The following is a 13,966-nucleotide window of genomic DNA, read 5'->3' on the forward strand; positions in this document are numbered from 1 at the left end:
GAGAAGCTGGTTGCTTCTCTTTTTTATAATAAGTATTAAATATTGGTTCTTCGCCTTTAAATCTTCATTGGCGATTATGAAACCACTGCATTGCTTTCATGCCAGCAACAACGCAGTCATTATCAAAGTAACAAGTTGGGATATCTCAGCTGATTACTTTGAGCTCAATATTCGCCATCATTAGTGAGTTATTGCATATCCGGTGAAAGTCGCAGCATGGGTACACTGATTGAGCTAACATTAGCTTTGCACGATACGTTAACGAACGCAAAATTGTATAACTCATTTTACGTCAATTGGGAGTTTGTCTTTGCAAAAAATTCTATTGATTGATGACGACGCCTCACTGGCAAGTTTAATAAGTCAATTTTTAACGCGTAATGGCTACGATGTTAATGTGCTAAATAATGCATTACATACACAACACGCAATTGATGCATTTAAACCTGACCTTATCATTCTTGATTTAATGATGCCTGAAATAGATGGACTTACGTTATGTCGCCAAATTCGACCTACATTTCACGGTGTTATAATGATGCTAACAGCGCTCGGTGACGATATAGACGAAGTGACAGGGCTTGAGTTAGGCGCAGACGATTACCTGTGTAAACCGGTACAGCCGCGCTTATTACTCGCACATATTCGAGCACAATTACGAAAAGCAACAATCCGCAAAGACACGACCGTCAGTAGTACAGGCTTTGTGATAGATATACGTAAACGGATCGTGTTTATTAATGGCACAACGGTGGAGCTCACCACTGCAGAGTTTGATTTACTTGAGATTTTGGCAAATCATAGAGGGAAAGTAATTTCGCGTGAGGATTTGCACCGTAAAATATTCCGTATCGAATATGACGGTATCGACCGTTCAATTGACCTAAGAATAAGCCGAATAAGAAAAAAACTCGCCGTCGTGGCACCTGATGAGCAGCTAATAAAAACCGTTAGAAATACAGGTTATATTCTCTGTGATTGAGCACCAGCGCACGTTGCTCATTGGCTGGACAATGCTCGGAATATGTTACTTAGCGAAGCTACACGAGCAACTTATCCATCACATCGAGCAAAGCAAAAGCGATATGGAAACTTTCAACTGAAGATGCCCATTCAGTGTTCTTAAATGACGATATTACACGCATTTTCCCACCTTTTGCCCGCTTAGACTTTAGTAGAAAACGCGATTTTGGTGGTGTGGGCTTAGGCTTAGCAGCGCCACACAGTATTGTTGCTCGTCATGATGAACACATACGTGTCGATGAATCAAAGCGGCATGACGCACGATTTATCTTATCGTAACCTGCAACAAAACCAAGTTGTTAATGCTGCAAAACGAAATGTTCACTGGCATTTTCTATTAGATCTAATACCCGTTCGAACCCTTGCTCACCACCATAGTAAGGGTCGGGTATTTCATTAACTCCCATATCGCCATAACTTAAAAATAGCTTTAACTTGCCGTGATATTGAGGCGGGCAAACAGCCTTCAAGTCGGATAAATTCTGTTTGTCGGCACACAAAATTTCATCGAAGTATTCAAAATCATTAGCCGTCACTTGTCTCGCGCGAATTGATGAAAAATCATAACCTCTTGCTTCACCGGCAGCACGTGAACGCGGATCCGAGCGCTCTCCAGCATGATAAGCAATGGTCCCTGCAGAATCGATTTCAATATCAACACCATGTAAAGTCGCTTTTGCCTTTAACACAGCCTCCCCAGTGGGCGAGCGACAAATATTACCCATGCATACCACTAGTACTTTATATGGCGTATTTCCTTTATTCATAGAAACCTTTTTCTAAATAATTCATGATTAGCGTACAACTTGGTTAATGAAAATGCCTCAAATCACTTAGCTATTCAAGTAAAGCCATATCAACTATCTAGCTTGAATCTGTTAGGCGTTCAAGATTCAGCTTTGTTTTTCCTCTGGCAGCCACGCGCGCAGTTTAGTTTTAAGATTGGCTTCAACAATTGGTTTAGTAATGTAATCATCCATGCCGGCTGCAATACACTTTTCGCGATCGCCAACCATTGCATTTGCTGTCATTGCGATAATTGGAATGCGTGTGTTGTGTTTTCCTGCCTTACCATTTCGAATCGCCTTGGTGGCATCATAGCCGTCGAGTTCTGGCATTTGGCAATCCATCAAAATTGCAGTAAAGCTGTCTTCGCTTTCGTTTAATATAGTTAATGCTTCTTGCCCATTTGAGGCAATTTTTATGTCCGTTAAACCTAATTTAGCCAAGGTGCTTTTGGCAACAATTTGATTTACTTGGTTATCTTCGGCAAGCAATAGTTTAATATTTTTCGCCCATTTAACCTGCTCATTTGTCGCGTGAGTTTGTAGCGTTTGAATATAATGGCGGGTTACTAAAGGTGTTGCTTGTTCAAGTGCATCGCCACCTTCAACCACTATTGATAACGCATCGAGTAAGTCTGAGGTGGTCGCGGGTTTCGGAAAATAGCCCGCAAAACCAAGCTCTGCGAAATAAGATGCATCGCCTTGATGGTTCATTGAGGTCATCATCACCAATTTTGTTGCATGAAAATCTGGATGCTGTTTAATCGCTTTACCTAATTGCGCACCATCAACATTCGGCATTTGCATATCCAAAAACGCAATATCAAAGCAACGTTGGTGAGTTTCAAAGTAGGATTTACACGCCAACATCGCTTCATCTGCTGAAAGTGCTTCTGTTACACGTGCTCCCCAAAACTCAAACTGGCTACGTAAAACATCTAAATTTGTTTTATTGTCGTCAACAATCAAAATATGTAATTTACTAATATCAATCGATGGAATACTGGCTTTAGTCCCACTGCTACAACCAAGCACTAAACTAAATTTGAAGCTGCTTCCCTTGCCCTCGAGACTATTCACCTCAATACTGCCACCCATCAGTTCACACAACTGCTTAACGATTGCCAAACCTAACCCGGTGCCACCGTATTTACGTGTTGTAGAGGCATCTACCTGAGAGAATGTTTTAAAAAGTTTGGATTGCTGCTGCGCAGAAATACCTATGCCAGTGTCATTAACCTCACAATTTAAAATATATTTATCAGAGCCCGTTAGTTCTAACGCCGCTTTTATCACGACTTCACCGTGTGCGGTAAACTTAATCGCATTACCTACTAAATTGTATAATATTTGACGAAGGCGGTTCGGGTCGCCCATTACGGTTTGTGCATTGACCTTAGTAATATCAAGTATCAATTCAAGGCTTTTTTGATGGGCTTGAATCGCTGCGGCCTCTGCAAATTCGCCAAGCAAAGTACGTAAATCAAACTCAATTGACTCAAGTTCGAGTTTACCTGCATCAATTTTTGAAAAATCCAAAATATCATTTAGCAAATTTAATAATGCATTTGCACTGCTAATTGCCACGTTTACTCGGTGCAATTGCTCTTTTGATAGCTCACTTGTTAGCAGTAAATTAAGCATACCCAACACCCCATTCATTGGTGTTCGGATTTCGTGACTCATTGACGCCAAAAATTCACTTTTCGCTTTATTGGCATTTTCTGCTTGGTGTTTTGCTAATTCCAGCGCTTTATTTATTTCAATGCGTTCTGTTACGTCGGTAAGCGACCCCGCCATACGCGTGGCATTGCCATTTTCATCCCAAATTGCGGTACCTCTTGCACGATAAAACCGGTACTCCCCACTTTTTGTACGCAAACGGTATTCAATATCGTAAAGCTGCCTGTCTTTTAAATGTTGTTCGATTGCTGTATTAACGCGTTCTTTATCATCGGGGTGCAGGGCATTTTCAAAACTCGCAAAGGTATTGGGAAACGCTTCATCGTCTGCCGAGTAGCCTAATAGCTCTTTATAGCGCGGCGCATAATAAACCGTTCCGGCTTTTATATCCCAGTCCCACAAACCATCGTTACTTCCCGCAACGGCCACTTTATAACGTTCTTCACTGAGTTTAATTGCGCGCTCAGAAGCGGCTAAACGCCGATAAGGATCGAGCAATAATTTATGGCCAACAAGATAAAGTACTATCCAAGCCACTAAAAGGCTTAGCAAAATTGACGATGCAATTTTAATAATCACCGCCATCACACGTTGCTCAATAAGTTGCATATTTAAATGATAATTGAGCGTAAGTCCGGTGTTTCCAAGTGCCAGCGTAGCAACCGATAAGTATTCGGTATTATTCTTTAAACTTGAGAAGTCTAACCATTTACCATTAAGCGTAACGCCATAATTCTCACTGTTTATTACATCTTGAAAAAGTTCAGCGAGGGAATAGCGGAATTCAACAATCATTACCCCTTCGGTAAAACCGTTATACTTTATAGGTACCGCAATTAAGAAATGATCACCACCTTGCAACGTATTTAAAGTCACTACGTGTGCAACGTTTTCACTCAACAGTTGTGCAAGCCAAGGGGCGTTTAAATCTGGTGGCTCTACTTCGCTATTACTATAAACAAGTTCACTGGCGATATTCACAAGCCAAATTGGATGCTTTTTACCGACTAAATGATAATCATCTAAATAATCTGACAAAGATGCAGCAGACACATCTGAGCCCATAACACCATTCACTAATATCGGTTGCTTAGCCAAGTCACGCAGTAGCTGTAATCGTGTTTCTGCAAACTGTTGAATGTAACTTGCGCTTAATTTAGCTTCGGTCTTGGCGTTATTAATCTCATATTGCCGCATATTTTTATCAGTGGTGAAACCGACAAATACTGCGCTCACTAATACCGACAGTAACAGGCTTAGCACCACAAAAGATAAAAACGCACTATTAGCTGATAGCTTTGTAGTTAATTTATTATTCGCCATTTAGCGCTCTATATTATTAAACACACGAATACCACCATTCGCTTTGTATTCAGCCATACATAAGTTTTCAAGTCCTAACGCTTCATGGGCATCAGGCTGAGTAGAACTCCATTGGGAAAACGGTGGTTGATATGTTTTGACCAAGCCTACAACAGGAGTTTTGATACGCTCCAATTCATCGCGCAGAGATAAACGAATATCGCTAATATCGCCCTCAGGTTTAACATTAGCAAACGCAGTTAAAAATATTTTTGCTAAATCAAAGCTATGAATAAATCCAGCTGGCGCCGATAAGTTTTCTAACCCAGTAAATGTATTTGAAAACAACTTAGTGGCTGTAACAGCGGCCTGTTTTGCAAGTGGTGATTGGTCTTGTGGTTCGATAGCGAAACACGTTTGAATAAAGTTTAGTTTAACGTCAGTGGCTAGATGTTGTTTTACATAGCTAAAAAAGTCGCCGCCAGTGATCCCCCAATGGCTCACTATTGGCACGCGTTGGTCAGCCGGTAGCGCCGCCATGGCATCAACAAATTGTTTGCCCTCTACTGCATTACCAACAAACAAAATACACTCTGCGCGCGTCGAGCTAATATCTCGCAGCATTATTTTCGCTTGATTAAGTTTTGTATTCCAACTAAACCAGGTTACAGCACTATCATTTTCGCTGCCTAGCGCCTTTCGCATGGTAGTGTGGTTAGACTTGCCCCAAGGCGTTTGCTCAAGCAGCATGTGTGGCTGCTCACATCCTAATTGGTCACGCGCAAAGCTTACGATGCGATACCCAGCTTTAGTGTCATCAACCGACACACGAAAAACCCAATTTGTAGGCTCTGCATGGCGAGTAATTGGCCCACCTGCGGCCCATGGTACTAACAGCAACACTTCATTTTTACTAATAAACTGTTTGTACTTAATATAAGGTGGCGAATGTAAGCCGCCCAACATAAACAGAGCATTTGGGTCTGCCAAAAACTGCTTCATATGCAGTAAACTGCGATTACTGTTGCCGCGATGATCTTTTTCAATAAAGTTAAATTCTATGTTGTTAAACTCGTTTTCGTATTGCGACAGCGCAGTTAAAAAGCCCATTTTCATCGCATTGGCGGATTCGGCATGATTTGAATAGTCAGAGTCATGGTAGATATTAAAAACGCGCTTTTGTGCAAAAGCGTGGCTCATAATAAACAGGGAAACTATCAGCATCCCTCTTACAAAAATTAACATCTGTTTACCTGCAAAATTTCCAATAATTAAACAATAGCTAATATTTCAATTTTAGAATAGTGATAAGCAATTAATTTTGTTCAATAAAGCCGTTCTGTATTTGTTATCAAGAAAAAAGCTGTCATTACTGAAATCACGTGAAAATTGCGTTCCGAGCGGGGATGCTGTACCCTGCTCGGCCGCCGTTATAAGAGTTACTAAAAATGCATTTCTCAGACTTAAACCTGTGCCCTGAAATAAACCAAGCAATTGAAGAGCAAGGTTATGAAAGCCCTACGCCAATTCAAGAAAAGTCAATTCCAGCAATATTAGCAGGGCGTGACGTAATGGCTGCGGCGCAAACAGGTACAGGTAAAACCGCAGGTTTTACTCTGCCAATGCTAGAAATGCTAAGCAAAGGAGAAAAAGTTCGCAGCAATCAAGTGCGTGCATTAGTACTCACACCAACGCGAGAATTGGCAGCGCAAGTTTGGCAAAGTGTTGCAACTTACAGCAAACACCTCCCTCTTTCATGCCATGTTGTTTACGGTGGTGTTAAAATTAACCCTCAAATGCTGAAACTGCGAAAAGGCTGCGACATTTTAGTTGCCACACCAGGGCGATTACTCGATCTCTTTCAGCAAAATGCCGTAAAATTTGACCAGCTTGAACTCTTTGTGCTCGATGAAGCCGACCGCATGCTCGACATGGGTTTTATTCATGATATTAAACGCGTTATTAAAGCGCTGCCTTCAAAGCGCCAAAACTTGCTGTTTTCAGCAACTTTTTCTGACGATATTCGCGCACTTGCTAAAGGCCTAATTAACGACCCAATCGAAATCTCAGTTGCTCCTGCCAATACAACAGCTAAAACAGTAACCCAATGGGCGTACCCGGTTGATAAAAGCAAACGCACTGGCTTGCTTAAACACCTAATTAAAACCAATAACTGGCAACAAGTATTGGTATTTACGCGTACTAAGCATGGTGCAAACCGTTTAGTTCGTGATCTTGAAAAAGCCAAGATTAATGCCGCTGCAATTCACGGTAATAAAAGCCAAAGTGCGCGTATGAACGCACTTAACGGCTTTAAATTAGGTGATGTAAATGTACTGGTTGCTACCGATATTGTTGCGCGTGGCCTCGATATTCAAGAGCTACCTTATGTGGTTAACTTTGATCTACCAAATGTATATGAAGATTATGTTCATCGTATTGGTCGTACTGGCCGTGCAGGTGCATCAGGCGAAGCAATTTCATTTGTAACCCAAGACGTAGCTGCCGATTTATTTGGTATTGAACGACTTATCCAAGAAGTTATTCCGCGTAAAATTGAAGCAGGATTTGAACCACAAAGCCCAGTGCCAGATTCAAAGCTAGATACGCGTCCAATTAAGCCTAAAAAGCCGAAGAAACCGAAAAAGCCAAAAGAAAACGCGAGTACCAACGACAAAGTAAAAGCTGAAGCAAAAGCAGCAAGTAAGCCAAAAAAGAAAAGCAGTTCACACAATGCTAAGCCTAAAAATGGCGAAAAACCTAAGCAAAATAGCAAAGGCAGAAGTGATAACAACGGACAAGCTAAACGCCCGAAACGAAAGCCAAACAATGTGAAATTTAAAGCAAACAAATAACAGAAAGCCAGCATCAGCTGGCTTTTTTATGTTCTTGCTATCATGGATTCAAAACACGTTAAAAAGTCGGAGTTCTATTTTTCTTTAAAAATAATAAAAAACATAATTATCGAATCTGGAATCATAATTGAGTTTCTTACACAATTTAGCATCTAGTTGTCTAGAAGTACTCTGTAAAGTCTAGCATTTTTGTGAACCACAAAAACAGGATGAATCATCAATTAGAATTAAAGGTTCTCAGTTAATTCAAACTAAATATCTCTTCTACAGTGACATTAAAAAAGACCGCCAGCTTCAAAGCAATTGTTACCGAAGGTGTAAATCGGCCGGTTTCAATCGTACTAATCGTTTTTCTAGACACACTAATAGCATCAGCTAATGCTTGCTGTGATATTTTATGTTCAGCACGTAACACAGCAATACGATTTTTAACCTCACTCATCACTAACTTTCGCCATATTCGTGTGAATTTTCAATATCTTGATTATCTTTGAAATTTCGCCATAAAATGTAGCCTCCTTGTGCACCAAACATACATCCAATACACAGTTTTGCCGCATATTTAAGGGTAAAGTAATGCGCAAGCCAATCATCAAAAAGCATAAAAACAAATAAAGCGATTACGGCGCCTGTTGCAGCATAACGATATGATGTTTGATAAACATGTTTTAAATATTCATCATCATATCTTTCCGTCATGTGTTTAAGGCTCTTAGCACTCCAATACAATATCAATAAGAATAATATGGCACCCAAAGTTCCCCAAAATGCACTAAAGGTGAATCCAAAGCTGGTATAAATAGCGTCGACTGTAAAAAATAACCCAACAGCAAAAAGTATTTTCGCCGTAATTAGTAAATTTCGTTCTTGTTTTAAAATAGCAGTCATAATTATCATTCCTTAGTATTGCACTGCAAATATTTGGTCTTTACAAACCACCCACTGACGGCACTCTCATAAACTAATATCACTTTACCAAAGCCACTATATCGATCTTTTGGAATATGTCTTTGATGTATTTATGTTTGTATTAAGCTGTCAAAATTAACATTAAATTGATAATGGCCGATTAAACATCGCTTCAATAAGATGACAAAATGGCTAAGACAAATTAGCCTTTTCTAAATACTTTCAATTTATCAACCAATGAAAGATGTCCTTTATGTAACTTTGTACTCAGCTCAAATACTTTCTTTAACTTTGATATTTAAATTCTATCCGCCAAAAGTGTAACCCCTAGGTATCACCAAATCAATCATTTTGTAACCTTAAGGTATCTTTTTGATACATTAAGGTATCAAAAAATAGTTATCCATTTCACTCGTTAATGAAATAACCTTTAAAAATAATATGCCTGCCCTGTACTTATAGTGATCAAACAAACTTTGATTTAACTAGGTCACATTTAATTTATACGTTTTATTATGTTTTCTCATTATCGTTAAATTAGTAAAGCGATACTCAAACCGAACCATAAACTCCATTCAGTTTTTAGAATCTAATGCAATTAACAGCTTAATTGAAAATAACACAATAATAATATTGAGATCGATTATCATTTGAATTACGATACGCAACAATTTTTAGTCACTTGTGAATTTAGGTCCCTGTTATGAAATCGCGTGCTTTTAAACTAAGTACTTTATTTGTCGCCACATCTTCAGTATTCGCTACCCCACTTTTTGCTAACGATCAAACGGATAAAAGCATCGAAAAAATTGAGGTGTTAGGAAAGAACCACTCAAACTACCTTGCCGTAGAAGCAGAAACCGCTTCAAAGCTTGGTATTTCGATTAAGGAAACGCCACAATCGGTACGCGTAATTACTCGTGCCCTTATGAACGACTTTTCACTTGATGATGTGAATCAAGTACTTGAAACAACTCCGGGCGTTTCGGTAGAAAAAATTGAAACCGATCGTACTTACTACAAGGCACGCGGTTTTGATATCACTAACTTTCAAGTAGATGGGTTAGGCTTACCGCAAGAAAGTGGCGCATTGCAAGGCACTCTCGATACAGCCATTTATCAACGAATTGAAGTGGTTATGGGTGCAAACGGCATGATGACAGGTGCCGGCAACCCATCAGCTACGGTTAACTTTATTCGCAAACGTCCAACCGATGATCTGCGCGCCAATGTGTCAATTACTGCGGGTTCTTGGTCAAATATGCGTTTGGATGCAGATGTGTCAGGCCGCTTAAATGAATACGCAGCAGGACGTGCTGTAGTTGTTAAACAAAAACGTGATTCATACCTTGACCGCTACAGCGTTGAACGTGACGTATTTTATGGTATTGCCGAATTAAACCTAACTGATAGCACCACATTAACAACAAGCCTTACCTACCAGCAAAATGATGCTGATAGTCCACTTTGGGGTGCGCTTGCATTATTTGATTCCGAGGGGAACCCTACAGATTACGATACCTCTACTTCTACCGCAGCTGACTGGGCGTATTGGAATAACACGTCAAAACAAGCATTTGTAGAATTAGAACAACTTGTAGGTGATAACTGGAGTGTGATCGCACGTTATGCGCATACTCAAACCGAGCAAGATTCAAATCTATTTTATGTTTATGGTACGCCAGATGCGCAAACGGGTTTAGGTTTAACTGGTTATGCCAGCGATTATCAACTTACCGACCGCCTTAACCTATTTGATGTGTATGCCAAAGGAAGCTTTGAATTATTCGGACAAGAGCATTTAATTGCGGCTGGTGCAAGTGTTGCTGATATGGCGTATCAAGATAGCTCGCTATACGATTACACTACCGGAAATGGCTTTCCAGCGATGCCAAATCTAAATGAATGGGATGGCGTAGCACCAGTACCAGTATTAAAAGACGGCTTAAATGGTTCTCGTGTAGAGAGTGAACAAGTTTCAGAATATGTATCTGCGCGTTTCTCGATTACAGATGATTTAAAACTACTTGCAGGTATTCGTCACACCGCTTGGGAAACTAACGGTTTATCATACGGTAAAAACAAATCTCGTGATGTGAGCGACACGACATCTCACTTAGGTACGGTGTATCAAATCAACGACGATATTAATGTTTACGCATCGTACAGCGAAACCTTTGCTCCGCAAGCTGAACAAGATATTAACGGCCAAACGCTTGACCCTATTAACGGCGATACAAAAGAAATTGGTATTAAAACCGAGTTATTTAACGATTTAATGATGTTAAATGTGGCGATTTTTGATGCTGAGCAAGAAAACATAGCTGTTGCTGATACTATTAATTCAACTCCTGATAATACAGTGTATAGAGCTGCACCTGGTATTCAATCGCAAGGTTTTGAACTTGAATTAAGTGGTGAAGTTGGCTTTGGTGTGAGTGCAAACTTAGGCTACACCTACACTGATATTGACGTTTCGGATACCTTTAATTCAGGCAATAAAGACGCGCAATTAGTAAAAGACTATACGCCAAAACAAGTTTTTAAACTAGCTGCTAAATACGATGCGACTTTTGTTGATGGCTTATCATTTGGTATGAATATGCGTTGGCAAGACGATATTAGCCGTGTACAAAACGATACTCCACTTATTGTTACAAAACAAAACGCCTACGCACTTGTGAATATGATGGCAAGCTACGAAATTAATTCGCAAGTAAGTATTACAGCTAACGTAAACAACGTATTTGATAAAAAGTATGTTAATTCACTTTACTGGGCACAAGGTTTTTATGGTGCACCGCGTAACTACGCACTGTCACTTAACTGGTCACTATAACAAAATTCAAAATGTAAAGGTCGCGCTATGCGGCCTTTTGTTGTTTTTATAAACGGACGTCACCGAATTATGAAAAAGAAACTCCATCTTTGGCATCGCTACTGCGGGTTAGTCATTGCCCTGCCGCTGATTATAATTTCGCTTACGGGCAGTATTTTAGTTTTTAAAGAAGAAATTGATCACTTAATTATGCCCGAACTGGCAAGTGTGAATGCTTCACCTGGAACACGCCTTAGCTACGATAACTTGCACACAACCATCAAACACAATTTGCCTAACTATGAAATTGGCAGCTGGGAAATATTTGATGATGGGCAAACCGCTGATCGGGTATATGTACTCAAGCACGGTACAGATGAGTGGTCTAAAATTTATTTAGATCAATACCAAGGCATTGTTCGAACAACGCCACAAGCGGTCGACTATTACCTTACCGATTGGCTGTTAGACCTACATTACAAATTTTTAATTGGCGAAACAGGCCTTTGGTTTACAGGCACTATTTCGCTTATTTTAATGTTTATGGGCATTTCAGGCCTCATTATTTACCGCAAGTTTTGGAAGAAATTTTTTACCTTGCGCTTAAAGGTTAAACGCATCGCTTTTTTTAGCGATCTACATAAACTAGTGGGAATTTGGTCTGCGCCAGTGCTACTTATTTTAGGTTTTACAGGCGTATACTGGAATATATCTGAAATTATTCATCATGAATTTGAGCATGCTGATGAGCCACCACATTTAGTTAAAGGCTCACTGTACAACCACCAGCTCTCACTCGATAACTTAATGGTAACCGCAAAAACACAAATGGGCGGCTTTAGGGCAACTTATTTAATGTTTCCTTTTGAACCCGACTTACCGATAACGTTTTTTGGCGACGTTGCAAATACCAGTTTTGTAACGAGTGAATACGCGTCAACGGTAAGCTTTGATAAAGAGACAGGTAAACAACTGCCTAATTACGATATTCGTGAAGCACCATTCTTTTTAGTTGCAGTAGATAGCTTTCGCAAGCTACATTTTGGCTATTTTGCAGGGTTACCGAGCCGTATAATTTGGTGTTTAATCGGTTTAACACCGCTTATATTTTCGGTTACCGGATGCTATTTGTGGCTTAAACGCAGAAAACCCAAACGCCGAATGCAACATAAAAATGAATACGTTACCTCGTAATTATGTGTTTTGCCGAATATCAATATATTCGGCAAAACTAAAACCGTAAATACGACTTAAATTCAGTAAGTTACAACTCAATATAAAAATAAAATAAACTTTGCATAAAATAAGTGTTGAATTATCAACCAAACAGACCCACTATTAAAGTAACAGTAATTTTTAAGTTGTAAATTATGCTTCGTTGGTTGTTTGTCGTTACAGTAGTTGTTTTGGCGCTTAGCTTAAGCACCACGACAGCTATAGCAAGCGATAGCCAAGCAACCGTTATTTGCGTTGATAACTCTGAAGACTTAAATCCAAACCAACTTGATTTTGACGATGTCGCGTTAGACGTCAGCACAAAAAACACCATAGCGTTAAGTTTTTACCAACCCAACCAGCTATTACAACCTGCGATTCAATCACGCATCGCGATTAAACTAATAAGAGCACCGCCTACAACCTGTTAGCTTTTCATATTTATCTTAATTCTAACAGTTAATAAATAAGGTGGTCGTTATGAACCAATTCACTTCATTTTCAACAAAACCGCTTCTTGAAGGCGCAAGCTTATTTGCACAAGTTCATGTAGACACAAGTGTGTCACTTTCAAGCCCTGCTTCATTTGTAATGCATGGCTTTCACCTTGAGCCTTTGCAGTATATTGATATCGATACTAATTTAGATGATGCAAACCGCATTTTGGAAAAAACCCATATGCGCACTAGCTTTGTAGTAGATGGACAAAACCAACTTAAAGGCGTGATTTCAAAGGCGCGCTTGGCAAGCAGTTATGTACTTAAAATAGCAAGTAAAAAAGGCTTAACACGTGCACAACTTACGATTGGTGACATTATGGTGAGATTAGAAGAGATTGATACTGTATCAGAAACAACTCTCGCCAATGCAAAAGTAGGCGACGTGTTAAAAACCATGGAAAAAGCTAGCTACGAATATCTATTGGTAACCGGTGCTAATCAAAACGAATTGCGCGGCTACTTTGATTTAATTGATATTGCAAAAATCACTGGCTATTCACTTAATCAAGCAAAAAGCGCCAAGACTTTCAGTCAATTGGTTGATTCGCTAGTCAATCACAGCGAAATTTAGATCAACAATCGCCCAGTATTTGCTGGGCGATAGCTTAACGATTTTAACAACAAGGAGGTGGTTAGCAATCAGCTAAGTTGTGAACGTCTACCAGCTTTTATTTTTAAGGCAATAAAAACCACCAGCAATACACTGCCTAACATAAACAAGCTCAATGAAATGGGAATAAGAAAAAATGCCTCTCTTAGAAACCCATTTTCATCAACCGTAACTCCGGTAAATTGATAAGCAAAATACGCGATTAATGAGAAACTAAAACACACTATTGCAGGCCAAACTTTTTTAAACGACATCTTTATCTCTAA

The 13,966-nt window shown here is 39.6% G+C and carries 13 protein-coding genes; 7 read left to right on the forward strand and 6 right to left on the reverse strand.

Annotated features, from left to right (window positions below; translation table 11 throughout):
* Positions 1 to 310 precede the first annotated feature (310 nt).
* Together ACHSBP_RS14735 and ACHSBP_RS14740 are read left to right on the forward strand one after the other, a co-directional pair.
* Positions 311 to 982, forward strand: coding sequence for a response regulator transcription factor (locus tag ACHSBP_RS14735; protein ID WP_010558898.1), 672 nt, complete (start codon positions 311 to 313; stop codon positions 980 to 982).
* 101 nt (positions 983 to 1,083) lie between these two features.
* The gene (locus tag ACHSBP_RS14740) at positions 1,084 to 1,302 is read left to right on the forward strand and encodes an ATP-binding protein (protein ID WP_338050367.1); all 219 of its coding nucleotides are present in this window, start codon (positions 1,084 to 1,086) and stop codon (positions 1,300 to 1,302) included.
* Positions 1,303 to 1,322: 20 nt separating this feature from the next.
* Here ACHSBP_RS14740 and ACHSBP_RS14745 read toward each other — a convergent pair whose 3' ends face one another.
* The 3 genes from ACHSBP_RS14745 to ACHSBP_RS14755 all read right to left on the reverse strand — a co-directional run bounded on the left by ACHSBP_RS14745 (position 1,323) and on the right by ACHSBP_RS14755 (position 6,038).
* The gene (locus ACHSBP_RS14745) at positions 1,323 to 1,790 is read right to left on the reverse strand and encodes a low molecular weight protein-tyrosine-phosphatase (protein WP_010558896.1); all 468 of its coding nucleotides are present in this window, start codon (positions 1,788 to 1,790) and stop codon (positions 1,323 to 1,325) included.
* Positions 1,791 to 1,916: 126 nt separating this feature from the next.
* Positions 1,917 to 4,814: a response regulator gene (locus tag ACHSBP_RS14750; protein ID WP_395389335.1), complete on the reverse strand. Its 2,898-nt coding sequence runs from the start codon at positions 4,812 to 4,814 to the stop codon at positions 1,917 to 1,919.
* Positions 4,815 to 6,038 (reverse strand): ABC transporter substrate-binding protein, encoded by a 1,224-nt coding sequence (locus ACHSBP_RS14755; RefSeq protein WP_010558894.1) that lies wholly within the window; start codon positions 6,036 to 6,038, stop codon positions 4,815 to 4,817.
* 203 nt (positions 6,039 to 6,241) lie between these two features.
* Here ACHSBP_RS14755 and ACHSBP_RS14760 point away from each other — a divergent pair, with 203 nt between their 5' ends.
* On the forward strand, positions 6,242 to 7,648 hold the full coding sequence (locus ACHSBP_RS14760) for a DEAD/DEAH box helicase (RefSeq protein WP_395389338.1): 1,407 nt from the start codon (positions 6,242 to 6,244) through the stop codon (positions 7,646 to 7,648).
* Between the two features lie 241 nt (positions 7,649 to 7,889).
* Here the strand turns inward: ACHSBP_RS14760 and ACHSBP_RS14765 are convergent, their stop codons facing one another.
* Positions 7,890 to 8,090, reverse strand: coding sequence for a helix-turn-helix transcriptional regulator (locus ACHSBP_RS14765; RefSeq protein ID WP_010558892.1), 201 nt, complete (start codon positions 8,088 to 8,090; stop codon positions 7,890 to 7,892).
* Between the two features lie 2 nt (positions 8,091 to 8,092).
* Positions 8,093 to 8,536, reverse strand: a complete 444-nt coding sequence (locus ACHSBP_RS14770) for a hypothetical protein (protein ID WP_010558891.1) — start codon at positions 8,534 to 8,536, stop codon at positions 8,093 to 8,095.
* A gap of 724 nt (positions 8,537 to 9,260) precedes the next feature.
* Here ACHSBP_RS14770 and ACHSBP_RS14775 point away from each other — a divergent pair.
* The 4 genes from ACHSBP_RS14775 (at position 9,261) to ACHSBP_RS14790 (ending at position 13,661) form a co-directional block, all read left to right on the forward strand.
* Positions 9,261 to 11,396, forward strand: a complete 2,136-nt coding sequence (locus ACHSBP_RS14775; protein ID WP_010558890.1) for a TonB-dependent siderophore receptor — start codon at positions 9,261 to 9,263, stop codon at positions 11,394 to 11,396.
* Between the two features lie 69 nt (positions 11,397 to 11,465).
* On the forward strand, positions 11,466 to 12,569 hold the full coding sequence (locus ACHSBP_RS14780) for a PepSY-associated TM helix domain-containing protein (RefSeq protein WP_395389341.1): 1,104 nt from the start codon (positions 11,466 to 11,468) through the stop codon (positions 12,567 to 12,569).
* Between the two features lie 176 nt (positions 12,570 to 12,745).
* The gene (locus ACHSBP_RS14785; protein WP_395389343.1) at positions 12,746 to 13,021 is read left to right on the forward strand and encodes a hypothetical protein; all 276 of its coding nucleotides are present in this window, start codon (positions 12,746 to 12,748) and stop codon (positions 13,019 to 13,021) included.
* A 49-nt stretch (positions 13,022 to 13,070) separates the two neighbouring features.
* Complete coding sequence (locus tag ACHSBP_RS14790; protein ID WP_138633548.1) at positions 13,071 to 13,661, forward strand: CBS domain-containing protein; 591 nt, start codon at positions 13,071 to 13,073, stop codon at positions 13,659 to 13,661.
* A 68-nt stretch (positions 13,662 to 13,729) separates the two neighbouring features.
* Here ACHSBP_RS14790 and ACHSBP_RS14795 read toward each other — a convergent pair whose 3' ends face one another.
* Positions 13,730 to 13,954 carry a DUF3955 domain-containing protein gene (locus ACHSBP_RS14795; protein ID WP_010558886.1) on the reverse strand — a complete coding sequence of 75 codons (225 nt, stop codon included), beginning with the start codon at positions 13,952 to 13,954 and terminating at the stop codon, positions 13,730 to 13,732.
* Positions 13,955 to 13,966 lie beyond the last annotated feature (12 nt).

Origin of the sequence: Pseudoalteromonas sp. XMcav1-K (genome assembly GCF_044005875.1) — a bacterium.
GTDB lineage: Bacteria > Pseudomonadota > Gammaproteobacteria > Enterobacterales > Alteromonadaceae > Pseudoalteromonas > Pseudoalteromonas spongiae.

Coding starts and splice junctions, on each gene's coding strand:
- ACHSBP_RS14745 (WP_010558896.1), bottom strand. CDS start 1,790: ATGAATAAAGGAAATACGCCATATAAAGTACTAGTGGTATGCATGGGT.
- ACHSBP_RS14750 (WP_395389335.1), bottom strand. CDS start 4,814: ATGGCGAATAATAAATTAACTACAAAGCTATCAGCTAATAGTGCGTTT.
- ACHSBP_RS14755 (WP_010558894.1), bottom strand. CDS start 6,038: ATGTTAATTTTTGTAAGAGGGATGCTGATAGTTTCCCTGTTTATTATG.
- ACHSBP_RS14760 (WP_395389338.1), top strand. CDS start 6,242: ATGCATTTCTCAGACTTAAACCTGTGCCCTGAAATAAACCAAGCAATT.
- ACHSBP_RS14765 (WP_010558892.1), bottom strand. CDS start 8,090: ATGAGTGAGGTTAAAAATCGTATTGCTGTGTTACGTGCTGAACATAAA.
- ACHSBP_RS14770 (WP_010558891.1), bottom strand. CDS start 8,536: ATGACTGCTATTTTAAAACAAGAACGAAATTTACTAATTACGGCGAAA.
- ACHSBP_RS14775 (WP_010558890.1), top strand. CDS start 9,261: ATGAAATCGCGTGCTTTTAAACTAAGTACTTTATTTGTCGCCACATCT.
- ACHSBP_RS14780 (WP_395389341.1), top strand. CDS start 11,466: ATGAAAAAGAAACTCCATCTTTGGCATCGCTACTGCGGGTTAGTCATT.
- ACHSBP_RS14785 (WP_395389343.1), top strand. CDS start 12,746: ATGCTTCGTTGGTTGTTTGTCGTTACAGTAGTTGTTTTGGCGCTTAGC.
- ACHSBP_RS14790 (WP_138633548.1), top strand. CDS start 13,071: ATGAACCAATTCACTTCATTTTCAACAAAACCGCTTCTTGAAGGCGCA.
- ACHSBP_RS14795 (WP_010558886.1), bottom strand. CDS start 13,954: ATGTCGTTTAAAAAAGTTTGGCCTGCAATAGTGTGTTTTAGTTTCTCA.